The following is a 24626-nucleotide window of genomic DNA, read 5'->3' as shown; positions in this document are numbered from 1 at the left end:
GTTATTTGTAGATGACTTTAGTTTTTTAAGTACTTTTCTAAAAACTGATCTTGTTCCCAAAGTAGGTGTAGGATGTTTTCTTTGGCAACATAACTATGTGCTTCTTTAGGCAGGATAACCATTCTTGCGGTAGCTCCCAAGCCTTTCAAAGCCTGATAATAACGCTCTGTCTGTAAAGTAAAAGTTCCTGGATTATTGTCGGCTTCACCATGTACTAACAAAAGAGGTGTTTTCATTTTGTCTGCATTCATAAAAGGAGACATTGCCGTGTAAACTTCTGGAACTTCCCAGTAATTACGTTGTTCAGTCTGGAATCCAAATGGGGTCAGCGTTCTGTTGTAAGCACCGCTTCGGGCAATTCCACAAGCAAAAAGGTTCGAGTGCGTCAGTAAGTTTGCAGTCATAAAAGCACCATAAGAATGTCCTCCAACAGCTACTTTTTTACGGTTGATGTATCCTAAAGCATCAACGGCATCAATTGCCGCAGCAGCGTTGTCTACCAACTGAGAAATGAAATTATCATTTGGTTCCGTAGTACCTTCACCAATGATTGGGAAAGCAGCATCGTCTAAAACTACATATCCTTTAGTTACCCAATACACAAATGATCCGTAATAAGGAGTTGTGAATTCGTTTGAATTTTGAGTCGATTGTCCCGCGCTGTTTTTGTCCTTGTATTCAGCAGGGTAAGCCCAGATTAATAAAGGTAATTTCTCTTTTTTTACTTTATCATAACCAGCTGGTAAGTATAAAGTTCCTGAAAGTTCAACACCATCTTTACGCTTGTATTTGATCACTTCTTTGCTCACATTTTTAATGCTTTCAAACGGATTCTTGAAAGAAGTAATCGGTGTTAAGCTGTTTTGCTTTTTAATATTTCTAAAGTAATAATTCGGATATTCACTCTTAGACTGAATTTGTACTAAAACTTTTCCGGATTTAAAATCTTCAATTTCGATTAAATCTTCTTTTTTGTCTTTGTAAGCTGAAGTATAGATGCGTTTTGATTGTAATGTTTTTAGATTGAATTCATCTATAAAAGGAAATTGTCCTTCTTTTGTGTATCCTTCTCCGATACGGTAAGCGTTGTCTTTTTCAATTGCCAGAACATATTTGTTGTATTCGTTCTTTCTGGTTTCAAAAACTCCAGGATCGGAATAAACATCTTGTTGGTTTCTGTCCGTAATCACTTTTGGCTGTTGGGCAGGATTTGATGGATTGATCAAATAGATTTTTGTATTACGGGTGTCGTACCATTGGTCCGTTAAAAAAGCAATGTTGTCGTTCCCCCATGTAATATCGGCATAACGTTGTGGTACTTTTACTAAAGAAGTTCCTTCATTTGTAAAAGGAGCATCCCAAAGAAAAACTTCATCTCTAAAATCAACTTTGTTTGCAGGATCTCCTTCGTCTAAAGCCACTACATAAGATAAGGTTGCCGGTTTGTCATTTCTCCAGGCCATTTCTCTTTTTCCTTTTCGAACAGCCATAAAACCTTTTGGGATTATTTCGTTTAACGGAACGTCGTTAACTAATTTAATCTCTTTTCCTCTTGCATCATAAACAATAGTTCGGGATGGGAATCTGTATAAAGGGACCACATATGAAAACGGTTTTTGAATCGTTGTTAACATAATGAAGTTACCGTCTGGCGAAATTCTTTCACCGGAATACATTGCTGCTTCTTTAAATAAAGAGGCAGTTCCGTTAAGATTAACTTTATATAGTTCAGAAGTAATGATATTTTCAAAATTAATTTCGTCATTTTGATTTTTCAACATATCAGGGTACGTTCTGTTTTGAGATTTTGTTCCCGCAGTGTTAGAGACAATCGGACCTGTTGGAAGATCTTTTTTAGCATCCAACAATGGTTTTCTATTTTTCGGAAGCATTTTTACCAAAATAGTTTCATTGTCTAAAAACCAGCTAAACGGATTTCCTAAATTGGCGTTAACCGTTGCCTCGGTAAGTTTTGTTGCTTTTGCAGTTGCAACATCCACAAACCAAAGTTCGACACCAGTACTTGTGGTGTGTGAAAATAATATTTTCTTGTCATTTGGAGACCAAAGGATATTGCTTATTTTTGGGTTTTCCGGTAATCCTGCAACCTGAACTTCTCCTTCTTTACCGTTAATTTTTTTTAATTTAAGATTGGTGGTATACGTTACCGAGCTGGAAATGTTTGTTACCGGATTAATTCTTAAACCTCCCAAACGAAGTTCGTCCTGATTTAAATCATCAAGTGTTTTGTATGTGCTCCTGTACAACAGTAACATATTTTCTTTTTTAGTATCCATAGATACCGTAGGAGCTTTTTCGTAATCGGCTAAATCTAAAATAGATTTCGATGGTTTTTGGTAGGTGAGATTTTCCTGTGCAAAGGCAAAAAAGCCAACGTTAAGAAATAAGAGTAATGTGACCTTTAATTTCATAATTTGAATTTTAGGGATTTAAAATAGGTATTCGTATATGTTTGACTAAAGTACTTTAAACTTGTTACATTTTATACGTTATTTTTGATACTTTTCATGTATTTGAGGTTAAAACTGTTTTTTCGGAATTTAATCTGTCAGAATTCGGTGTATAATTAAAGTATATTAAATTGCCAATTACGAAAAAAACACTAATTTGGACGCTAATGTTTTAAAGTATACTTAAATTTGCATTACAATTTTTTAACAAATAATAAAACAATATGTATCATTCAAAAATAGCGGGCTTAGGATATTATGTCCCTTCAAATGTTGTGACCAACGATGATTTGTCTAAGATAATTGATACCAATGATGAATGGATTCAGGAGAGAACTGGAATTCAGGAGCGTAGACATATTATTCGTGGAGAAGACACCACAACTACAATGGGAGTAAAAGCAGCTAAAATTGCTATAGAACGTTCTGGCGTAGCCAAAGAAGATATTGATTTTGTAGTTTTTGCGACCTTAAGTCCCGATTATTATTTTCCAGGGCCGGGAGTTTTGGTACAACGTGATTTAGGATTGCGTACGGTAGGAGCGCTGGATGTTAGAAATCAATGTTCAGGTTTTGTGTACGCATTGTCGGTAGCTGATCAATATATCAAAACCGGAATGTACAAAAATATTCTAGTGATTGGTTCAGAAGTACATTCGACAGGACTGGATATGACAACTCGTGGTCGTGGCGTGTCGGTAATTTTTGGAGATGGAGCAGGAGCAGCGGTTTTAAGCCGTGAAGAAGATTTGACAAAAGGAATTTTATCTACGCATTTGCATTCAGAAGGACAGCATGCCGAAGAATTGGCTTTGCAGGCACCGGGAATGGGAGCACGTTGGGTGACTGATATTATTGCGGATAATGATCCAAATGACGAAAGTTATTATCCATACATGAATGGACAATTTGTATTTAAAAATGCTGTAGTTCGTTTTGCGGAAGTAATCAATGAAGGATTAGAAGCAAACGGTTTGCAGGTTTCAGATATAGATATGTTGATTCCACATCAGGCGAATTTAAGAATTTCGCAATTCATTCAGAATAAATTCAAATTGAGTGACGATCAGGTGCACAATAATATTCAAAAGTACGGAAATACTACTGCTGCCTCTATTCCGATTGCTCTAACAGAAGCGTGGGAACAAGGAAAAATTAAATCAGGAGATACAGTGGTTTTGGCTGCTTTTGGTAGTGGTTTTACCTGGGCAAGCGCAATTATTAAATGGTAATTAATTCATCTTGCATTATATTTCAAAACCTGCTCTTTTTTAGAGCAGGTTTTTTTGTGTCAGGCTGAGCGGAGTCGAAGCTATCGTTCTTACTTCCCCTAACCTTTGACTTCTCTCGCTTTGACCGTTCCGTTTTTAATTTATACTTTTGTTCAGCATCATCAAGCCGATGCAATTTTTTAAATCAATCAAATGAAAAAAAATCAACTGGAAATAGCCTGTTTTAATTACGAATCAGCAATAATTGCGCAAGACAATGGTGCGGACAGAATCGAGTTGTGCGATGATATGCAGCTTGGCGGGACGACGCCAAATTTGATAACAGTAGAAAGAGTTCGGGAGAAACTAACCATTAAAATGCATGTTATCATCAGACCTCGTGGTGGTGATTTTGTTTATACAGAAGAAGAGTTTCTGGAAATGAAACAAGATATTAAACAATTGAAAGCACTGGGAGTTGATGGTTTTGTTTTTGGAATTTTAAATCAGGACGGTAGTGTTAATAAAGAGCAGAATCTGGAATTGGTACAATTAGCTAGTCCGTTTTCGTGTACTTTTCACCGTGCTTTTGATGTTGTAAATTCTATCGAACAAGGATTGGAAGATGTAATTGAATGCGGTTTTCAAACGATATTAACTTCTGGAAGGGGCAAGAATGTTGAAGAAGGAATTTTTGATTTAGCAGTGATTCAAAAACTAGCGGTTGACCGAATTGAAATTATGCCAGGAGGAGGTTTGCGCTCTTCAAACATTAAATTACTTCAGGAAAAATTGCAGCCTACTTTTTATCACTCGTCTGCTATTACAGATCAAACAGAAACAGCAAATCCCGAGGAAGTAAAAGAATTAAAAAATTTCCTGTAAACGGAATCTTTAACATAAATTCCAAGTTTTAAAGGCAGGGTTACGTTCGGACAAATGTTATGTTTTTTAAAGCCACAGATTAGAAAGATTAAAATGATTTTTTAAATAGCACTTTTTTGAAAGAAATATCTTATATTTGAAACGCGAATCAATATAAGAGAAATTTCATGATTAATTTATCAATTTTAAAAATCAAAGATAAAGCCTGGTGGAGAGCGGGTGCAAGTCCCGTACTATACAAGTTCTCTTGTTGGTTCGCAGCATCATCAGGCCTCTTTTTTAAAAACTCAATGTTATGCGAACCAACAAGAGACAAACAATCAGACGCCCGGATGTGCGCAGTCTGAAAATTCAACCCAAAACAAGATTTAATCGATACAGTCAGAAAGAAGTTCCTGAAATCAAACTCTGCGGAAATTGGTTGCAGAAGCTTGGTTTTGAATTTGGTGAGAGGGTAATTGTGACGGCTATGCCCAATTTGCTTATTATTAGACCATTCGAATAGTAGGTCAAAGTGCTGTCAATAGAAAATAGAGCTCAATAAAAAAAGCCCAGAGTTGGCAAACTCCGGGCTTTTTCATTTTATGCGAAACTATTAAAATCGATTGGTAATGTTGGATTAAAATAATCCGCCACCGCCTTTATTGGTGTTATCTTCTCTTTGTTTACGTTGTAGGTTTTTGATTTTTGCACCTCCAAAGTTATAAGTTAACCCTAGGTAAACCGTTTGACTCTCCCATGTAAATTGCCCTGAATGTGAATAAGGATACTGAGAATCAAAGGCGTATTTCATTGTATTGAACACGTCGTTGAAACGTAAACTAATGTTCATTTTATTGTTTAACAAAGTATAACGGGAACTCATGTCCATTTTATACATTGCATGACTGTTATTTTGAAGACCTTCAACTTCACCTCTGTAAAATCCGAATAATAAGAAACTTAAACGTTTGTTTACTTTAAAGTTTGAATTCATACGACCATTAAAAGCACCAACAGTAATTTTTCTATCCAGAGGGCTACTTTTTTGAGTTACCGGATCGTATACAAACACTATACCTTGTTGGTTAATGCTTGAGAAGTCAATAGATGGTGAAATATCCCACCATTTTGCAATTTTATAAGTGAACGAAGCTTCAAAACCATAAGAAGTATTGTTATCAAAGTTCGAATATGTCAGGATTTGTTTGTTACCACTTGGATCTGTATCATCCGGAAGTAAAACTCTGCTGATTTGGTCGTTGATGCTTCTCACAAAAACACCTGCAGTAAAACTTCCTTTTTCGAAAGTTTTAGTATAATTTACTTCAACCGAATTCGTGAACTGAGGTCTTAATTCAGGATTTCCTAATGCTGTAATTAAAGGCGTAGAAAACTCACGAATAGGTTTTGTCTGCTCTAAACTCGGACGGTCTACACGACGGCTGTAGCTTAATTGGAAAGTATTTTTCTCATTCAGGTTATAAGTCAAATAAGCCGATGGGTATAAGGTGATATAATCATCATTAAATTTATCCAGACCATGATTTAAGTTGGCTACAACTTTATAACTTTCGAAACGAGCTCCTACCTGATAACTGAATTTTTTAAATTTCTGACCAAATGTTACATAAGCAGAGTAAATATCAGTATCGTATGTGTAATTAGAAACTGGAAGTGCTGCAAGCGGATTACCAGTGATATAATCGTTATCCGTTTTTGTAATTCTGGCTTCGGCACCTGCTTCAAGAGTTGTTTTTTCGTTTAATGGATTTACGTAATCAACATTTAAAGTACTTAATTTACGAGTACCAGCAATATAATCGATATAAGACTGGTTGTCTGTAGTATTGTCTTTTTTTCTTATTTGTGTATCAAAACCAGCATTTTGCGTTTCTTTATTGTTGCTGTAGTTGGCTTCAAAATCTAAAGTGTGACCTTCTTTTTTAAAGATATGTTTGTAAGCCAAATTGTAAGTTCCTACGTTATCCGGACCTGTATATTTTGATTTCTGTAGCATATTCTTAATGTCAGAACTGCTTACATTGCTGTAATCAATATTCGTGTCTACAAAAAACTTACCGTTTGATTTATTCTGATTGGTATAAAAAGAGATCGTATTGTGGTCATTGATGAAATAATCCATACCAATTTTATACAGGTAAGAATCATTCTCGTTCACAACATCAATTTTCTGACGAATGTCCTGATCGTATCTGTTGATGAAACCATCATTATAGTAAGTTCCAAAATTTTGTCCTACGTTTCCAAAGAAATTTACTTTTCCTGTCTTGTAGTTCAAATCTAATGACTGATTGTATTTGGCTACTTCTCCAAAAGTGATACCGCCACTGTAGCTTCCGTTGAAACCGGTATTGCTGTTTTTGTGTAAGATGATATTGATGATACCAGACATTCCTTCCGGATTGTACTTGGCACTTGGGTTGGTAATCAACTCAATTTTTTTGATAGATGTCGATGGAATTTGTTTCAACAATTGAGCAGGGTCGATGTTTGAAGGTCTTCCGTCAATCAATACACGAACATTATCGTTTCCGCGAAGCGAAAGTTTTCCGTCCTGATCTACATTCACAGATGGAATGTTGTTCATAATATCAGATGCCGAAGCTCCGGCAGTAGTCAAATCTTTTCCGACAGTAATTACTTTTCGGTCAATTTTTTGTTCGATTGTCGAACGCTCGCTTACGATATTTACTCCTTTAAGCTGCGTTGCCTCTTCTTCAAGAGATACATTAATTGTAGCTGTTTTTTTGTTATCGCTTAAAATTAAAGAACCTACATATTTTCTAAATCCAATATATTGAATTTCGATCGTATAACTTTTTAAAGCCAGATTTTTGATAGAAAAATCTCCATGATCATCAGAGTTAACTCCTGTAACTACTTTTCCATTGTCTTTGATGGAAACAGTGGCGTAAGAAATAGGTGCATTGTTTGACTTTTCAGTAATTTTCCCGGAAACAGTTCCTGAATTCTGTGCATTTGCTGTTGTTATTACCCCCAGTAATACAAACAGAAAGAATTTTAGTTTCATAATGTAATAATGATTTTTTGATGGATTGATGATGATTGTTTTTTTGTTTTTGTTTTTTGACCTCAAACCAATTTGAAGACCCTATTAAGACTCGTTTGCCAACAATATGTTACAAGAAAAAGTGAAAAAAAAAGATATTTTTGTAAGATCGTCTGTTTTATAACAGGTTAGCATTTTGATTTTTGGATAATTTTAACACTTAAAGACGAAGACTTTTTAAGAAATTAGAATTGTTTTATACGATTTAATATGTTTTTGATTTTCTGTAATTGATGAATAAGCAGTATATTTGCTCACTTTAAAATAAGTTTACATGTCATTATCACAAATTCTTACTCCTTCTATACAAAAAGCAATACAAGCATTATTTGATGTTACTGTTGAAAAAATCGAATTTCAAACTACCCGAAAAGAATTTGAAGGCGATATCACAATGGTGATTTTTCCTTTGTTGAAAGTGATCAAAAGCAATCCTGCCGAACTAGGCAGTAAAATCGGAAATTATTTAGTTGAAAACGTTTCAGAAGTAGCTCGATTTAATGTGGTTTCGGGATTTTTGAACATCGTCATTTCCGATAGTTATTATTTAAATTTCTTTAATGAAATAAAAGACAATACAAAGTTTGGGTATGTAACACCAAATTCGGAGGACAAAGCAATTATGGTTGAATATTCTTCGCCAAATACAAATAAACCTTTGCATTTGGGTCACGTGCGTAACAACTTGTTGGGATATTCTGTAGCTGAAATTATCAAAGCATCAGGAAAAAAAGTATATAAAACACAGATTATTAACGACCGTGGAATCCATATTTGTAAATCGATGCTGGCCTGGCAGAAGTTTGGGAATGGTGAAACTCCGGAAAGTTCAAATTTGAAAGGAGATAAATTAGTAGGTAAATATTATGTAGAGTTTGATAAAGCTTACAAAGCTGAAATTTCTCAACTAATGGAAATCGGTAAAACTGAAGAGGAAGCCAAAAAACAATCTCCAATTATTATTGAAGCACAAGAGATGCTTAAAAAATGGGAGTCCGGAGACGAAGCGGTAATTTCGCTTTGGAAAATGATGAACCAATGGGTTTACGATGGTTTTGCTATCACTTATAAAAATCTGGGCGTTAATTTCGATAAATACTATTACGAAAGCAATACTTATTTGTTAGGAAAAGACGTAGTTCAGGTAGGTTTGGATAAAGGAGTTTTTGAGAAAGACCCTGATGGTTCAGTTTGGATCGATTTAACAGATGAAGGTCTTGATCGTAAAATTGTTTTGCGTTCAGACGGAACTGCAGTCTACATGACTCAGGATATTGGAACCGCAATTCAGCGTGTAAAAGATATGCCGGATGTGGGCGGAATGGTTTACACAGTTGGTAACGAACAGGATTACCACTTTAAAGTATTGTTTCTGATTTTGAAAAAATTAGGCTTTGACTGGGCTTCAAGCTTATATCATTTGTCATACGGAATGGTTGATTTGCCTTCGGGGAAAATGAAAAGCCGTGAAGGAACCGTTGTAGATGCTGATGATTTGATGCAGGATATGACGGATACAGCCAAACAAATTTCAGAAGATTTAGGAAAATTGGATAGTTATTCAGACGAAGAAAAAGCTAAATTATACCAAACCATTGGTCTGGGAGCGTTGAAATATTATATTTTAAAAGTAGATCCTAAAAAACGTATTTTGTTTAATCCGGAAGAATCTGTTGATTTTGCTGGAAATACAGGGCCGTTTATTCAGTATACTTACGCGAGAATCCAGTCGATAATTCGTAAAGCTGATTTTGATTTTTCGGCTAAAACCAATACCGAAGAATTACACGAAAAAGAAAAAGAGCTGGTAAAACAAATCGAGCTTTTCCCGGAAGTAATTCAAAATGCAGCACAGAATCACAGCCCGGCTTTGATTGCTAATTATACGTATGATTTGGTAAAAGAGTATAATTCGTTTTATCAGTCGGTACATATATTAGGAGAGACGGATTTAACTAAAAAGGTATTCAGAGTGCAGCTTTCGCAAAAAGTTGCTGAGGTAATTAAAGCAGCGTTTACTTTATTAGGAATTGAAGTTCCGGAGCGAATGTAATTTTTTTGTCCAATAGATAAAATGCAAAGAGTCGATAATTTCAATTATCGACTCTTTTTTTTGTGTTTTTTTACACGTTTTAAAATTTATGTTTCTATATGTTAGATTATTGTTTTGCTCAAAAAATGTAAAGCAATTAAGATGAAAATAATGAATATTTTTGAGCGGAATTTTCGTGTAAAAAATGCAGTTTAACATTTGTAAATCTCGTTTTTATGGTTATGTTTACAGTAAGAAAATGATTTGTAAAAATGATTTGTAAAGCCTGTAAATACAGGGCTTCACGTAGAGATTTCTGTTAAAAAAAATAATCGAGTAAGCCGAAAATCGCAAGAGTAGGCAAAAAATTTAACCAAAAAACAAATGATTAAAAATTCCTTTTTACTACTAGTGCTTCTGGTAGCGTGTTGCACGGTAAATGCGCAAGATTTGATTTCGCCTTCTTATGGATTTTCCCACAGTAAAACAGCTTACATTACTTTGGCTGATGGTACTGAAATTAATGGTACTATTAAAGACATTGATAGAGACAAAGGTTTGATCGAGTACATCAAATTACAAGACGGAGCGGGAAAAAAACACAAACTAAAACCAGAAGATATTAAATTCATGTATTTGCCTCCAAGTGGATTGGATAACTTAGGAAAGAAACTTAATTTTCTTGAGGATTTCAAAAAATGGAATGATACTAAGTTAAATCAGGATTTTTTAAATGATGGATATGCTTACTTTGAAACTGCGGATGTAAAAATCAAGAAGAAAAACAGCAAATTGTTAATGCAGTTGCTTAATCCTTCATTCAGTAAAGAGTTTAAAGTGTACTGTGATCCTTATGCAAAAGAAACTACTTCTCTAGGAGTTGGCGGAGTGAAATTTATTGGTGGAGATGCAAAATCTTACTATGTAGCTAAAAAAGATTCACCGGCATTTTTATTAAAGAAAAAAGATTATAAAAAAGAATTCGTACCATTATGGGGAAGTTGTGAGAAAGTAATTGCTGCAAATCCTGAGCCTAAATGGACAGATTTAACAAAACACATTGTTTTGTATTCTGAATGTGCAGAAGCTAACTAATATTTTTGATAGAAATCTAGTTTTTGATTCTGAAAGAAATAAAGAGCCGATAGTTGTAAAACTATCGGCTCTTTTTGTTTTAGCTCTTTTGTCGATTCTTATTTAGTTTCTCCCATATCTAGAAGTCAAAATGCTGGATTTTAGTCTTCTAGAAAAATATAAAAAAAAGGCTAAGATTTATTTGTGTACCAATAAATAATATATTAATTTTCCTACTTTAAATGAAAAAATATAATGCAATCTTAATACCTTTATTTACAGACTCTAAACACCACCTCAAGAGTTTTTTTGGTATATCCAAAGCAAATAATCAAGATACTTATTACAAAAGATTAAAGATACTCACCTTTTATTAATTTTAATTTTATGCTGTTTTGAATTAGTAAGCTAATAGCTCTTAATTAAACATAGAAGGTAATAGACCGTTTGAATTCTTTTTCAGACGGTTTTTTTATGCATAAAAAAGCCGATAGTTTCAATAACTATCGGCTTTTTGTAACTAACACAACTATTTTTATTTTACGAACTTGTTGATGATCGCATCTGTTTCTGCTTTTGTAGCGGTTGGTTTTAAATCAAATAAAAGAGAATAAAGTGCTTTTCTGTCGACTTTAGCTTCTAAGTTTAAATCCTGGTGTCTGTCAAAAAGTGTTTGCCATTTGTCACGAACATTTTTCCAAAGAGCATTGTTTTCCTTCCACCATTTTTGACCTGCGATACATTTAATGTCTGCTACTTTAGTATAAACATCCATCCCTTTTTCTTGTGCTAACAAAACATCTTTTCCGCTGTCATCACGAACTAATTTGTCATTATCTTGCTCATGATTCCAACCTGTAGCAGTAATTTCGTGAATGTTTCTTCTTTTTAAAACATTATAATCATTACGTTTTGTTTGCTCTCTTCTTGGTAGCGGTGCATCAGCAATGTTTGCCCAGTAGTTTTGTCCGTCTACGTGTACCCAAGTTGAAGATCCTTCGTAACGTGGACTATCATCTACCTGATATACTTTTTGAGTCCATTGTCCTTTAACAGCTTTTTTGTCCAGTTTTTTATACTTCCATGAAGTTCCTTTGTCAAAAGAGTACAAGTCAGTGTTTTCATACAACCAGTCTTGTCTCCAGTGTTTGATGATCATATCGTCACTTACTATTAATAAGTGTTGCATTACAATTTTGTTAGGAGTGTCTTCTAATAACTCAACCCATTCCAAAGCAGATTCGTGTTTCGTTTCTGATGGTTTATAAGTTGCTGAATCTTTAGCGTATTGAAAAGTTTCTGCGAAATTAAACTTCACTTCGTAGCAACCACACATAGATTTGATGGATTTGATGTCTTGTTGTTTTTTATCCTGACTGAAACCAAGGCTACAAGTCAAAGCCATAACAGCTGAAAAATAGAGGCTTTTTGAAATCATAACGTATTATTTTGTTTTTAAATTTTCGCAAATATATGTATTTTATTTAGAACAAATAAAAATAGTTTATATATTTGCGCCATTATTAAGAATGAATAAAAATAATGAAAATCAAATTTATCTTTTTTACAGCTTTTCTTTTTTGTCAAATAACTTTTGCACAAAAGAAAGATACCACGGCTGTAAATAAACTTTCTGAAGTGGTGGTTACCGGGCAGTTATCGCCGCAATCTATTAAAAAATCGGTGTTTAATGTTCGGGTTATTTCTCAAGAAACAATAAAACAATTGGCAGCAAATAATCTTTCAGATGTTTTAAACCAGTACCTAAATATTACTATAAAGACTAGTGGAGAAGACGGACGCTCAACGGTGTCTATGTTTGGACTGGATTCACAATATTTTAAGATTTTAGTTGATAACATACCATTAGTAAGTGATACAGGAATGGGGACAAATGTAGATTTGACGCAGGTTAATCTTGATGATGTTGATCATATCGAAATTATCGAAGGATCGATGGGAGTAACTCATGGAGCAAATGCGGTAAGTGGAGTTTTAAACATTATTACTAAAAAAGGTGGAGGTTATAAATGGCAAATTGGCGCAACAATTCAGGAAGAGACAGTAGGAAAAGAATATGCTCTTTTTGATAAAGGACGTCATATTCAAGCCCTTAAAATAGCTCATAATTTTAATGAAAACTGGTTCGTAAACGTTGGAGGTAATCGTAATGACTTTGCAGGATATTTTGATAATAGAAAAGGTGCGGATTATGATAAAAATGATGGTTTTAGAGGATATACTCAACTTCCAAAAGAGCAGCTTGTAGGTAATTCAATGTTAGGTTATCAAAAAAATAATTTCAGAATTTTTTACAAATTCGATTATTATGGAGAAAACGTTGATTACTACAATCCAACTTTAAACCCACAGGATAATTATCCTTTTCCTGAAACTTATTTTGCTAAAGACAGACGTTATATTACTAATCGTTACTATCATCATTTAAATTCTAACGGAAAACTTTTTTCTAAATTAAATTATAATATTTCTGTTTCTGAACAAAAACAAGAACGCGATGTAGAAAAATTCAATTATCAAATCGAAAACGGTAATGAATTTGATAAAAAAAGAGATACCTATCAGTCAAAAGAAGTATTTTATTCTACAGGAACTTTAAGTAATTTTTTTAATAGTAAAAAGGTTGATCTTCAGTTAGGTTACGAAATTACAAATGAAAATGGATTTTACGATTCAACAGCTGGAACTTTTAAAGACGATAATCAGCAACTTAAAGATATTAGAAAGCGAATAGAAAACTACGATATTTTCTCAGCTGCCGAGATTAATCTGACCGATAAATTCTCTATTCGTCCCGGAATTCGTTATTCTTTTCAATCTTATTTTGACAATCAATATGCAAGTTCTTTAGGGCTTAGATACCTTTTCAAGAAAGGTTTAGAGGTAAGAGCTTCTGTTGGAAAAGCATATAGGACTCCTAATTTTGATGAGCTTTATACCTATTTCGTAGATTCCAATCATAATCTTCAGGGTAATCCTGATCTGGTTCCGGAGCAAAGTACTTCCTACGAGTTAAGTTTCAAAAGATCTTGTATGTTTGATTCTGGAGCACAAATTGCTAACAATTTGGCTTTAACTTATATGGATGTGGACGACAGAATTGATTTGGTTTTGACTCAGATACTTCCAACTCAAAATTTCAGATATGTCAATATCAATAAATACAAAATGTGGAATATTTCAACTACAGAGCAATACACGTACAAAAATTGGAATGTGCAAGTTGGAGCTGCATTAGTTGGTATTTCGCAAAGATTAGATCTTGCGGCTTTGAATGTGAGTTCTGATGATAAATTCTTGTATTCTCTACGTTTAAACTCCAATATCTCATACAAAATTCCTAAGTGGAATACTTTAATCGCTCTGTTTTACAAGTACAATGGAAAACAGCAGCAATTTATTGCAGGAACAGATACAGATGGAAGTGCAAAATTCTTCTTAAATAAGATTAATCCTTTCAGTTGGATGGATGCTTCTGTTCGTAAAACATTTTTTAAAAACCAATTTGAAGTAACTGTCGGAGCTCGAAATTTATTTGATATCACAAATGTACAAAACATTCAAAGTGGTGGAGGATCAACAGGAGGAGCTCATGGCTCAGGTAGTTCAGATTTATTATTGGGATATGGACGCTCTTACTTTATTAAACTTACGTATAATCTAAATTTTAATTAATATATATCATGAAAAAAAACTTTATTTTAATATTTACTTTTGTATTGCTGGCTTTTACTGCTTGTAATAGCGACGATAATGGCGGTGAATCTGTAGCTGTCGCATTTGCGGAGTCTTCTTATAATTTAACAAGTGCTGCAACTCCTGTTCAGATTAAATTTGCTTCACCGGCACCTTCCGCTGGAACAATTACAGTTTCGTACACTGTTACGGCTGCAGCTTATACTACAGATTTTACTACCGCTCCCGCAGCAGTTGCAAATAAAATAGTAGTATCTTTTGCTCAAAATGCGACGTCTGCTGAATTTATCTTTAATAAAATTAAAAATGCAGTAGGTGCGGAGGTTAAGAATGTAATTTTTACAATTGATGGTTCTTCTATTAATGTTAATATAGTAGGGAATAAAACCATTCAGTTGAATTTTAATGAAACTGCTTCGTTAGGAACTGCTTTGGCACCAGAAGTTGGTGGTCCAACACAGCCTAACCAGGTTTTTGTTGATTTGAGCAATGGAAAATTGACAAATATTGTTAGAACATCTTGGGATCTGGGGTTTTATTCAGGATCAGATTTTAGAGTTGTATTAAACAGCACTGTAAAAATGTCGGCTAAGCAAACAACTAGTACAAATATTGATGAAGTTCAGGCTGAAGATCCAACGATGATTATTAATCAAGGTCAGGGAAGTTTAACTCAAATTGATGATCCTACCGGAGATATTACTAAAACAACTATTGCTGCAGTTTCCGCTACAGATACAGATAATAAAGTATATTTAATCAATATGGGGAGTAATCCCGCTACAATTAAACCAGCTACTGGTTCTGAAGGGTCTGCCGGAGGAACTTCCAGAGGGTGGAAAAAAGTTAGAATCTTAAGAAGCGGAAATGATTACAAGGTTCAGTATGCAGATATTGCAGCTACTACTCACCAGGAAATTATCATTTCTAAGAATAGTGCTTACAACTTTACCTTTTTAAGTTTATTGGATAAGAAAGTTGTGAATGTTGAACCGCAAAAAAATCAATGGGATATTAGTTTTACAGTTTTTACTAATATTTTCCCTGGTGCTACACCTTCGCCATATTCTTATCCTGATTTTGTTTTAAGTAACGTAAAAGGAGAAGCAAAATCTTACCAGGTACTTACAACTGCTTTTGCATATGAGGCTTTTACATTGGCTAATGTTGATAGTAGTAAGTTTACTACTGATCAGAGAAACATTGGTTCTAACTGGAGAACTACAACTGGAGGAGTTGATGCAAATGGTAACCCAGTTTCTTTATTCGTAACAAGAACGGATCGCTTTTTTGTAATTAAAGATCCTGCAGGAAATGTATACAAATTGAAATTTACCGGTGCTGTAAACGAAGCTGGTGAAAGAGGATATCCTAAATTTCAATATGCATTGTTGAAATAATTAAACCCAATAAACCTCGAATAATTAGTTTGTTCGAGGTTTTTTTTAATCTGTAATTATCTGAATTCATGTTTTTTCAAAAGGAATTTATTTCTATAAAATCCGTTCAGGGAATGAAGAAATTAAAACAGGTAAAATTATAGTTCAATAAGAATACATTGAGCCAATTAGGCTCCATTCACTTTAAAATTTAGTTAATCATTGACTTTGTTTTTTTATTTTTTTTTTTGATAAAGAGGTTGGATTCATCTGGCCTCTTTTTTTTGTTTTATTTTAATGTTAAAAAGAATCTATAAATTAATGTTTAATTCTATCTTTGCCCATACTTTTTTATAAGGAATTAGTAGGAATTTTGAATAGAAATTTTAACAAATCCTTTCTTCAAATTTATAATTACGAGTGAATACAAAATCTTATTTCTTTCAGTCTTTTGCAATTGTGGCATTGGCATTCATCGCTTTCATTGGATTTAAGCAAATCTTGCCCGATAAAATTTTTTCGGATAGTAAAGTAAATTCTAAAAACGTACTTATCGATAGTCTGCTTTTGGAGTCAGTCGCAAATGATTCTCTGGAGCAGGATGGAGACAGTCTGACCGAAGAGGAGAAAAATGAAATGAGGGAGAAGATTGTTTTTGACGCTTCAGAAGGAATTGAATTTCCATCGGAAACTTTCGATAACTATAGAGGATATCAATACTTGATTTCTTTTTACGAAAAATTATACCAGCTTGAAAAAAATCCGCAAGCCAAAGTCAGAATTGCCTACTACGGAGATTCCATGACTGATGGTGATTTAATTGTGCAGGATGTTCGTGCCAATTACCAGGAGCGTTTTGGTGGAAGCGGAGTTGGTTTTGTTTCTATTAATTCAGAATCTGCTGCGTCAAGAGGTTCAGTGAAGTCTTCGGCTTCCAAGAATTGGAAAATGCAATCGTATCTAAACGTAAAACATCCAACGAGTCCATTTGGAGTAAACGGGCATGTGTTCTTTGCAAATGATAAATCAAATACAACCTGGGTTCAATACGAAGCTGGTTTGAATAAATATGCGACGACTTTAGACAATCCAACATTGTATTATGGAAGAGGATCTAAAAAAGGAAATGTAAATTTCATAGTAGGAAAAGATACATTGAGAAAAAGCCTTGTTCCAAACAATCTGATCAACACCCTAAAAGTAACTTCTGGAAGTATAAAAGCATTTAAAGCTAATTTTATTCATGCCGATTCGATTCCAATTTACGGATTTAATTTTGATAACGGAAGTGGAATCCATGTAGACAACTTCTCGCAAAGAGGGAACTCAGGCTTGCCCATTTCTATGTTTAATGCCAATGTAATGCAGGGATTCAATAACAGTTTGAAGTATGATTTGGTTATTTTGCATTACGGAACCAACGTTTTAAATTACGGAACCAAGAATTACAATTGGTACAAAAGAGGAATGACCAAAGCCGTTAATAAAATTAAGGAATCTTTTCCGGGAGTTTCTATTTTGATTATCTCGACCGCAGATAAATCGACCAAATACGATTTGGAAATGAAAACTGATTCGGCTGTTGTTCCTTTAATGCGAGCGCAAAAAAGATACGCACTTGAAACGGAATCAGGATTTGTGAATCTATACACACTAATGGGAGGTGACGGTTCTATGGTGAAATGGGTAGATGAATCTCCGGCAAAAGCCAATAAAGATTACACCCACTTTAACCAACGTGGAGCAAAAGCTATTGGTAAATTATTATACGATCAATTGAATAAAGGATACGAGCAATATAAAGTATTACGAGTAAATAGAGAAACTGATGCGACTAAGCGGAAAGCAGTCAGGAAAACTAATGCAGATTCCGTAGCTGTAAAAACAGATAGCGTAGATGAATAGACTAATTATTTTCTTTTGTTGTCTTTTTTTCTCAACAAACGATAAAACACCAAAGACAGATCCAATTCCAATTCCACAAAATATGATTCATAAAGTCGATACAGCAGCTGTTGATTCTTTTTCGGGAGACAGAATCTATAATGTAGAAGTTTTGGTGCCGTTTTTTTTGAAATTAAAGTCGAACGAAACTCAAAATAGTCAAAAAATCAATATTGTTCACGTTGGAGATTCTCATATTCAGAGTGATTTAATGACAAACGAGATTAGGAAAAACCTGCAACAAAAATTTGGTAATGCCGGTCGCGGACTTGTTTTTCCACATCAGCTGGCCAAAACAAACGGTTCTTATAACGAGCGGTTCCGTTCGAACAGAGGATGGGAAAGTTATCGAAACATTCACCCTTTCAAAAATGTTCCGGTTGGATTAAGCGGAATTGCACTTTGGAGAGACAATGGCGGTTTTACCGTTGAACTGAATGTTAAAGATCCGACTTATAATTTTAATACCATTAAGATAATTACGCCTCATAATCAGAACATGTTTGATTTGGCAACCTCTTCTCAAACCAGAACGATTCAGTCTACAGAGCGTAAAGTAATCACACATAAAATTAAAAAAGGAGAGGCTATTTCGACCATTGCCGATAAGTACAATGTTTTGGTGGCCGATATCAGAAGAGATAATCATTTAAAGTCTAATAATATTCGTGCGGGACGAACACTGAAAATAAGAACCAACGAAACCAAACCCAGAAATATTACGAGTTCCGAATTTGTTCCGCTAAATCTGGAGTCAGATTCGTTTACTCATTATTACAATTCTGAAAAGACACTGAATCGTATTTTTCTGCTTCCAAATAAAGAGGCATCAAAGTATGAACTGAACGGGATAGTTTTAGAAAAAGATGCTCCGGGTTTAATCTATAGTAGTATCGGGGTCAACGGAGCGAAGTTTTCAGATTATAATAAATACCCATTATTTTTTGAACAACTAAAAGCACTGCATGCCGATCTTATGATTTTGTCGTTAGGAACAAACGAAAGTTACGATCACATGGAAGCTTCGGCTTATATAAAGGAACTGCGTGATTTTATAAAAAATGTAAAAGAACAAAATAGTAAGGTTGCTATCATTGTAATGACTCCGCCTCCGTCTTTACTTAAAGCGAGAAGGCCTAATGTTTATGTCCGCGATTATGCAAAAAGTATTATTGAAATTGCAAAGACAGATGGTTTTGCGGTTTGGGATTTATACGATGAACTTGGGGGAATGGATGGAATTCGGAGTTTAAAATCCGCGGGGTTAATTGGGCCGGATTGGGTTCATTATTCTAAAAAAGGGTACGAAAAACAAGGAAACTTGTTTACAGAAGCATTTTTAAAAGCATACGATAATTTTAAATTAAAGAATTAAGTTGATTACAATTGATAGCATAAATAATTGGTTTATTCAGAATTTTGGCGAAGTTACTTTAGAGCAGGCCAAAAGTTGGTTTATATACAATCCCGAAGAAAAATTACTGTTTAACACTGGTTTGTTCCTGGGGTTATTTCTCGTTTTTTATTTTGTGTATGCTTTTTTACGCAAAACATTTTATTTGAGATTAACATACGTCATTCTCTTTTCGCTTTTCTTTTATTACAAGTCAAGCGGTATTTACTTTTTACTATTACTACTTTCGTCTGTTGTTGATTATGGTCTCAGTCAGATTATTTATAAGGAAGCAAAAGACAGTACAAAGAAAATTTATCTGGTTATAAGTGTAATCCTGAATTTAGGATTGTTAGGGTATTTCAAATACATGAACTTCATGATTGTTACTTTCAATGATATGTTTCATGGGAATTACGAACTTCATGATATCTTTCTTCCGGTTGGAATCTCATTTTACACCTTCCAGTCGATGAGTTATATTATTGAGATTTATCGTGAAGAAATTAAGCCAACCAAAAACTACATCGAATACCTGTTTTTCGTTTCGTTTTTCCCGCAGCTGGTAGCTGGACCAATCGTTAGGGCAAAAGACTTCCTGCCTCAGATTTATCAAAAATTAAATCTGACCAAGGAAGATGTAAACAACGCTTTGTTCTTGATTATTGGCGGATTGATTAAGAAAACCGTAATTTCAAATTACATCTCTATAAACTTTGTCGATCGTGTTTTTGATACGCCGATGAATTATACCTCGTTCGAAAATTTAATGGCTTCTTATGGATACGCCATTCAGATTTATTGTGACTTTTCAGGATATTCAGACATGGCAATCGGAATCGCTTTGCTGTTAGGATTTAAATTGCCAGCCAACTTTAGAACACCTTATAAGTCAACTTCTATTACAGATTTCTGGAGAAGATGGCATATTTCATTATCGACCTGGCTGAAAGACTTCTTATACATTTCTATTGGTGGAAACCGTGAAGGAACATTTGCTGGATTTTTATTCCCGAGTTTATTCTTCTTTGGATTACTTCTTTGGGGGATTTCAAACATAAACGAGAGTTTTATTCCGTTAGGGATAGCGATTGGTGCAATAGTCCTTTTTTGTCTGACATTTTTACTTTCGAAGAAGAAAAACCAAACTCTGGTTACCAATTTTAATTTGTTTACCACCATGCTTTTAGGTGGATTGTGGCATGGAGCCGGAGCGCAATTTATCGTTTGGGGAGCATTACATGGTTTGGCATTAGCGGTTCATAAAATTTTTATGGAATTTTTTCCGTCCAAAAAAGAAGGTAAAGGTCCCGGATTTTTATGGAAATTCTTTTCAATAATCGTTACGTTCCATTTTGTTGTATTCTGTTGGATATTTTTCCGTGCCAGAGATTTTGAAACAGCGTTGCAGGTAATCAATAATATTGGTCAGTTAACATTCGAGCCGGAGAATTGGCAAGCAATCGTGTTAGGATATAAAAATGTATTTTTATTGATGCTTTTCGGATACGTGTGGCACTTCTTACCGGAAGTGATTACTTCTAAAATGAAATTGGTCTTTGATAATACACCACTGATTGGAAAAGCAATTGTATTAGGATTTGTATATTGGATTGTTTACGCAACAGCAGTTGCAGGTTCACAACCGTTTATTTATTTCCAATTTTAAAGAAGGATTAATTAATCTCGCAAAGACGCAAAGTCGCAAAGTTTTTTTCTTACTTATAGATCTAAACTTTGCGACTTTGCGTCTTTGCGAGTAAAAAAACTTCACGCACTTTGCGGTAAAATCAAAACGCTCTTTGTCCTTAAATAAAAATTGCCTGAAATGTCTAATTAGATTATCTTTGCACTTCAAATAAAGAAAAAAGTATGTTTGATAATTTAAGTGATAAGTTAGATAAAGCCTTCCATATATTAAAAGGACACGGTAAAATTACAGAAGTAAACGTTGCCGATACTTTAAAAGAAGTTCGTCGTGCCTTACTTGACGCCGATGTTAACTTTAAAATTGCTAAAGATTTTACTACCAAAGTAAAAGAAAAAGCAATTGGTCAGGATGTATTAACCACGCTTCAGCCAGGACAATTGTTGGTAAAGTTGGTTAAAGATGAACTTACCGAATTAATGGGTGGTGATGTTGCTGGTGTTAATCTTTCCGGAAATCCTTCAGTTATTTTAATGTCAGGACTCCAGGGTTCAGGAAAAACAACTTTTTCAGGGAAACTGGCTAATTTCTTAAAGACAAAGAAAAATAAAAATCCACTTTTAGTAGCGTGTGATATCTACCGTCCTGCGGCGATCAATCAGTTACATGTTGTGGGAGATCAAATTGGTGTTGAGGTTTACTCAGAGCCGGAAAATAAAAATCCTGTTGAAATTGCTCAAAACGCAATTAAACATGCAAAAGCAAACGGTTTTAATGTCGTGATTGTCGATACGGCAGGTCGTTTGGCGGTAGATCAGGAAATGATGGATGAAATTGCTCGTGTTCATAAAGCGATTCAGCCTCAGGAAACTTTGTTTGTGGTGGATGCCATGACAGGACAAGATGCTGTAAATACAGCAAAAGCCTTCAATGATATCCTGAATTTTGATGGAGTTATTTTAACAAAATTAGACGGTGATACACGTGGTGGAGCTGCAATTTCGATTAAATCGGTTGTAAACAAGCCAATCAAATTTGTAGGTACAGGTGAGAAGATGGAAGCAATTGATGTTTTCTATCCGGATCGTATGGCCGAGCGTATCTTAGGTATGGGTGACGTTGTGTCGCTTGTAGAAAGAGCACAGGAACAATTTGATGAAGAAGAAGCCAGAAAACTTCAAAAGAAAATCGCTAAGAACGAATTTGGTTTTGATGATTTCCTTACTCAAATTCAGCAGGTGAAGAAAATGGGTAATATGAAAGATCTGGTTGGAATGATACCGGGTGCTTCAAAAGCCATGAAAGATGTAGAGATAGAAGATGATGCGTTTAAACATATTGAGGCAATCATTCACTCGATGACCCCGATAGAAAGAAGCAAACCTTCGATTATCGACGTAAAAAGAAAAGCCAGAATCGCTAAAGGTTCCGGAACCAAAGTCGAGCAGGTGAATCAGTTAATGAAGCAGTTCGACCAAATGAGTAAGATGATGAAGATGATGCAGGGTCCGGGCGGAAAAAATCTGATGAAGATGATGGGCGGAATGAAAGGAATGCCGGGAGGAATGCCGAGATAAAATAAAAGAGTTTCAAGTTTAAAGTTTCAGGTTGTGAAACTAAAACTTGAAACTTTTTTGATTAATATAAATATGTGTTTCGCTTTTAATGCGAAACCGGAAACTTTAAATCTGAAACTAAAATAAACAATGCAACTACTAGACGGTAAAAAAACAGCTGAAGACATTAAAAACGAAATTGCAGCCGAAGTTCAATCGATAAAAGATGCCGGAGGGAAAGTTCCTCACTTGGCAGCAGTAATCGTTGGAACTGATGGAGCAAGTTTAACTTACGTAGGAAGTAAAGTGAGATCTTGCCAGCAAATAGGCTTTGATTCGACTTTGGTGAGTTTACCCGAAACAATTACTGAAACAGAGCTACTGGATAAAATTAAAGAACTGAATGAAGATGATAACCTGGACGGTTTTATCGTACAGTTGCCTTTGCCAAAACACATCAGTGAACAAAAGATTTTGATGGCGATCGATCCGGATAAAGATGTGGATGGTTTTCATCCTGCTAACTTTGGAAAAATGGCTTTAGAGATGGATAGCTTCATTCCTGCAACACCATTTGGAATTATGCAATTGTTGGAGCGTTACAACATTGAAACTGCAGGAAAACACACTGTTGTTATTGGTAGAAGTCATATCGTTGGTCGACCAATGAGTCTTTTAATGAGCCGCAAAGGAAATCCGGGAGATTCGACGGTTACGCTAACACATAGCAGAACTCAAAACATTGAAGAATATACGAGAAGCGCAGATATTATTATCACTGCATTAGGAGTTCCGAATTACTTGAAAGCCGACATGGTAAAAGATGGAGTAGTGGTGATTGATGTTGGGATTACAAGAGTTGAGGATACTTCAAGTCCAAAAGGGTATGTTATTACCGGTGATGTTGATTTTGATGGTGTAAGTAAAAAAGCATCATTTATCACACCTGTTCCTGGTGGAGTAGGACCAATGACAATCGCTATGCTACTTAAAAATACACTTTTAGCAAGAAAGATGCGAAGCGCTAAAAATTAATAGTGTAGAAATAAATTTTAGATAAAAGCCTGTTCGAGAGAACGGGCTTTTTTTTGGGATAGGGTGAAGTTATTGTTAGAATCCCAAGGTGTTGTCCCTACGGGACAAGGCGAGTCAGGTTAGTTACTGTGTTACCTTTATTTGATCCCTACGGGATAAGCTTTTTCCGGAGTATAATGTTAATGTAGAAAAAATGTTGTATTGGCTGTTGTGTCATCATCATTTACTCTCTGCGGTATAAACTCCGTAAGAAGTCAGATATCGGCAGAAAAAGGTATGTTGACTGTTGTTGCTATGGTTCTTTCTTTAGTCTCTACGATATTAAATTCCTCTACGAGTCAGACATCGGGAGGAAAAAAGGTATGTTATCTGTTGTTGCTATCGTTATTTATTCTCTACGATATTAAACTCCGTTAGGAGTCACATATCTGTAGAAATAAATAAGATTCATACGGAAAAATGTCCCGTAGGGACTACACATGTTTTATAAAGTTGCAATTTTGATCAAAAAAAAAGTAAAAAAAGATCATTTTAGAATGGTTAATTCAAAATAAAATATAACTTTGTGCTTCAAAGTACTTTATTTATGAATCAGAAGCACCAAGAAGATTTAGCACATATTCGTTCCATGATGGAGCGTTCTTCAAGATTTATATCATTAAGCGGACTCTCGGGGGTATTTGCAGGACTTTCTGCTTTGATTGGTGGATTATATGTTTATCAATTATTTAAAGCAAACGGACTTGAGTATTTTGGTGGAGACTATGAGCAGCAATATTCTGTTGACTTAGTTTCAGAATTGGTCTTTATAGGTTTGATTATTCTAGTTTTTGCTTTTAGCTTCGGTCTGTTTTTTACGGTTAGAAAAAGCAGGAAGTACGATTTACCTATTTGGACTTCAGCTACTAAAAACATGCTTTTTAATCTGGCAGTTCCATTATTGGCGGGTGGCATATTTTGTCTGGCGTTGATTTATCATCAGATTTTTGGCTTAATTGCACCGGCTACTTTAATTTTTTATGGACTAGCCTTGATAAATGCTGAAAAGTATACTTTTTCAGATATTAAATATTTGGGTTTTTGTGAGTTAGTTCTAGGATTTATTTCTCTTTTTTTTATTGGATATGGTTTGGTTTTTTGGATCATTGGATTTGGTATTTTGCATATCTTGTACGGATTAATAATGTTCAAAAAATATAAATAATCCA

At 34.6% G+C, this 24626-nt stretch carries 17 protein-coding genes; 14 read left to right on the top strand and 3 right to left on the bottom strand.

All coding sequences use genetic code 11. The features are described from left to right. Nucleotides 1-17 precede the first annotated feature (17 nt). Complete coding sequence (locus AC3IS6_RS01215) at nucleotides 18-2432, bottom strand: alpha/beta hydrolase family protein (RefSeq protein WP_489162968.1); 2415 nt, start codon at nucleotides 2430-2432, stop codon at nucleotides 18-20. 263 nt (nucleotides 2433-2695) lie between these two features. On the opposite strand from AC3IS6_RS01215, the gene AC3IS6_RS01210 reads away from it, so the two are divergent. The 3 genes from AC3IS6_RS01210 to AC3IS6_RS01200 all read left to right on the top strand — a co-directional run bounded on the left by AC3IS6_RS01210 (nucleotide 2696) and on the right by AC3IS6_RS01200 (nucleotide 5072). Beyond that, entirely contained in the window at nucleotides 2696-3703 is a 1008-nt protein-coding gene (locus AC3IS6_RS01210) for a 3-oxoacyl-ACP synthase III family protein (RefSeq protein WP_173968299.1), read from the top strand. A gap of 192 nt (nucleotides 3704-3895) precedes the next feature. Further along, nucleotides 3896-4567, top strand: coding sequence for a copper homeostasis protein CutC (locus AC3IS6_RS01205; RefSeq protein ID WP_489162965.1), 672 nt, complete (start codon nucleotides 3896-3898; stop codon nucleotides 4565-4567). A gap of 295 nt (nucleotides 4568-4862) precedes the next feature. Next, nucleotides 4863-5072 (top strand): SymE family type I addiction module toxin, encoded by a 210-nt coding sequence (locus AC3IS6_RS01200; protein WP_489162963.1) that lies wholly within the window; start codon nucleotides 4863-4865, stop codon nucleotides 5070-5072. Between the two features lie 114 nt (nucleotides 5073-5186). Here AC3IS6_RS01200 and AC3IS6_RS01195 read toward each other — a convergent pair whose 3' ends face one another. Then, entirely contained in the window at nucleotides 5187-7601 is a 2415-nt protein-coding gene (locus AC3IS6_RS01195) for a TonB-dependent receptor (protein WP_489162961.1), read from the bottom strand. Nucleotides 7602-7914: 313 nt separating this feature from the next. Here AC3IS6_RS01195 and argS point away from each other — a divergent pair, with 313 nt between their 5' ends. Both argS and AC3IS6_RS01185 read left to right on the top strand, forming a co-directional pair. Beyond that, nucleotides 7915-9693, top strand: coding sequence for an arginine--tRNA ligase (argS, locus tag AC3IS6_RS01190; RefSeq protein ID WP_489162959.1), 1779 nt, complete (start codon nucleotides 7915-7917; stop codon nucleotides 9691-9693). A gap of 363 nt (nucleotides 9694-10056) precedes the next feature. Then, a complete protein-coding gene (locus AC3IS6_RS01185) occupies nucleotides 10057-10767 on the top strand; it encodes a hypothetical protein (RefSeq protein ID WP_489162957.1) in 711 nt (236 codons plus the stop codon). Between the two features lie 514 nt (nucleotides 10768-11281). Here the strand turns inward: AC3IS6_RS01185 and AC3IS6_RS01180 are convergent. Then, nucleotides 11282-12184, bottom strand: coding sequence for a DUF6607 family protein (locus AC3IS6_RS01180; protein ID WP_173968305.1), 903 nt, complete (start codon nucleotides 12182-12184; stop codon nucleotides 11282-11284). Nucleotides 12185-12288: 104 nt separating this feature from the next. Between AC3IS6_RS01180 and AC3IS6_RS01175 the strand changes: the two genes are divergently transcribed. The 9 genes from AC3IS6_RS01175 to AC3IS6_RS01135 all read left to right on the top strand — a co-directional run bounded on the left by AC3IS6_RS01175 (nucleotide 12289) and on the right by AC3IS6_RS01135 (nucleotide 24622). Next, a complete protein-coding gene (locus AC3IS6_RS01175; RefSeq protein WP_489162955.1) occupies nucleotides 12289-14442 on the top strand; it encodes a TonB-dependent receptor plug domain-containing protein in 2154 nt (717 codons plus the stop codon). An 8-nt stretch (nucleotides 14443-14450) separates the two neighbouring features. Beyond that, nucleotides 14451-15863: an HmuY family protein gene (locus AC3IS6_RS01170; protein WP_489162953.1), complete on the top strand. Its 1413-nt coding sequence runs from the start codon at nucleotides 14451-14453 to the stop codon at nucleotides 15861-15863. Between the two features lie 64 nt (nucleotides 15864-15927). After that, a complete protein-coding gene (locus tag AC3IS6_RS01165) occupies nucleotides 15928-16014 on the top strand; it encodes a T9SS type A sorting domain-containing protein (protein WP_489164905.1) in 87 nt (28 codons plus the stop codon). 248 nt (nucleotides 16015-16262) lie between these two features. Beyond that, entirely contained in the window at nucleotides 16263-17747 is a 1485-nt protein-coding gene (locus AC3IS6_RS01160) for an SGNH/GDSL hydrolase family protein (RefSeq protein ID WP_489162951.1), read from the top strand. Next, entirely contained in the window at nucleotides 17740-19161 is a 1422-nt protein-coding gene (locus AC3IS6_RS01155; RefSeq protein WP_489162949.1) for a GDSL-type esterase/lipase family protein, read from the top strand. The genes AC3IS6_RS01160 and AC3IS6_RS01155 overlap by 8 nt, the downstream gene beginning before the upstream one ends. Before the next feature lies 1 nt (nucleotide 19162). Next, a complete protein-coding gene (locus tag AC3IS6_RS01150) occupies nucleotides 19163-20848 on the top strand; it encodes an MBOAT family O-acyltransferase (RefSeq protein WP_489162947.1) in 1686 nt (561 codons plus the stop codon). Between the two features lie 203 nt (nucleotides 20849-21051). After that, the gene (gene ffh / locus AC3IS6_RS01145) at nucleotides 21052-22404 is read left to right on the top strand and encodes a signal recognition particle protein (RefSeq protein WP_173968312.1); all 1353 of its coding nucleotides are present in this window, start codon (nucleotides 21052-21054) and stop codon (nucleotides 22402-22404) included. A gap of 129 nt (nucleotides 22405-22533) precedes the next feature. After that, nucleotides 22534-23418 (top strand): bifunctional 5,10-methylenetetrahydrofolate dehydrogenase/5,10-methenyltetrahydrofolate cyclohydrolase, encoded by an 885-nt coding sequence (locus tag AC3IS6_RS01140; protein ID WP_489162945.1) that lies wholly within the window; start codon nucleotides 22534-22536, stop codon nucleotides 23416-23418. Nucleotides 23419-24004: 586 nt separating this feature from the next. Next, nucleotides 24005-24622 (top strand): hypothetical protein, encoded by a 618-nt coding sequence (locus tag AC3IS6_RS01135; RefSeq protein ID WP_489162943.1) that lies wholly within the window; start codon nucleotides 24005-24007, stop codon nucleotides 24620-24622. Nucleotides 24623-24626: the final 4 nt, after the last annotated feature.

Source organism: Flavobacterium sp. KH_035, from assembly GCF_057839565.1.
The sequence above is the reverse complement of the archived record's forward strand: the minus strand, read 5'-3'. Positions and strand labels throughout refer to the sequence as shown.

What these genes read in the sequence shown, in the direction of transcription:
- AC3IS6_RS01215 (WP_489162968.1), bottom strand. Translation starts at nt 2,432, where the DNA reads ATGAAATTAAAGGTCACATTACTCTTATTTCTTAACGTTGGCTTTTTT.
- AC3IS6_RS01210 (WP_173968299.1), top strand. Translation starts at nt 2,696, where the DNA reads ATGTATCATTCAAAAATAGCGGGCTTAGGATATTATGTCCCTTCAAAT.
- AC3IS6_RS01205 (WP_489162965.1), top strand. Translation starts at nt 3,896, where the DNA reads ATGAAAAAAAATCAACTGGAAATAGCCTGTTTTAATTACGAATCAGCA.
- AC3IS6_RS01200 (WP_489162963.1), top strand. Translation starts at nt 4,863, where the DNA reads ATGCGAACCAACAAGAGACAAACAATCAGACGCCCGGATGTGCGCAGT.
- AC3IS6_RS01195 (WP_489162961.1), bottom strand. Translation starts at nt 7,601, where the DNA reads ATGAAACTAAAATTCTTTCTGTTTGTATTACTGGGGGTAATAACAACA.
- argS (WP_489162959.1), top strand. Translation starts at nt 7,915, where the DNA reads ATGTCATTATCACAAATTCTTACTCCTTCTATACAAAAAGCAATACAA.
- AC3IS6_RS01185 (WP_489162957.1), top strand. Translation starts at nt 10,057, where the DNA reads ATGATTAAAAATTCCTTTTTACTACTAGTGCTTCTGGTAGCGTGTTGC.
- AC3IS6_RS01180 (WP_173968305.1), bottom strand. Translation starts at nt 12,184, where the DNA reads ATGATTTCAAAAAGCCTCTATTTTTCAGCTGTTATGGCTTTGACTTGT.
- AC3IS6_RS01175 (WP_489162955.1), top strand. Translation starts at nt 12,289, where the DNA reads ATGAAAATCAAATTTATCTTTTTTACAGCTTTTCTTTTTTGTCAAATA.
- AC3IS6_RS01170 (WP_489162953.1), top strand. Translation starts at nt 14,451, where the DNA reads ATGAAAAAAAACTTTATTTTAATATTTACTTTTGTATTGCTGGCTTTT.
- AC3IS6_RS01155 (WP_489162949.1), top strand. Translation starts at nt 17,740, where the DNA reads ATGAATAGACTAATTATTTTCTTTTGTTGTCTTTTTTTCTCAACAAAC.
- ffh (WP_173968312.1), top strand. Translation starts at nt 21,052, where the DNA reads ATGTTTGATAATTTAAGTGATAAGTTAGATAAAGCCTTCCATATATTA.
- AC3IS6_RS01140 (WP_489162945.1), top strand. Translation starts at nt 22,534, where the DNA reads ATGCAACTACTAGACGGTAAAAAAACAGCTGAAGACATTAAAAACGAA.
- AC3IS6_RS01135 (WP_489162943.1), top strand. Translation starts at nt 24,005, where the DNA reads ATGAATCAGAAGCACCAAGAAGATTTAGCACATATTCGTTCCATGATG.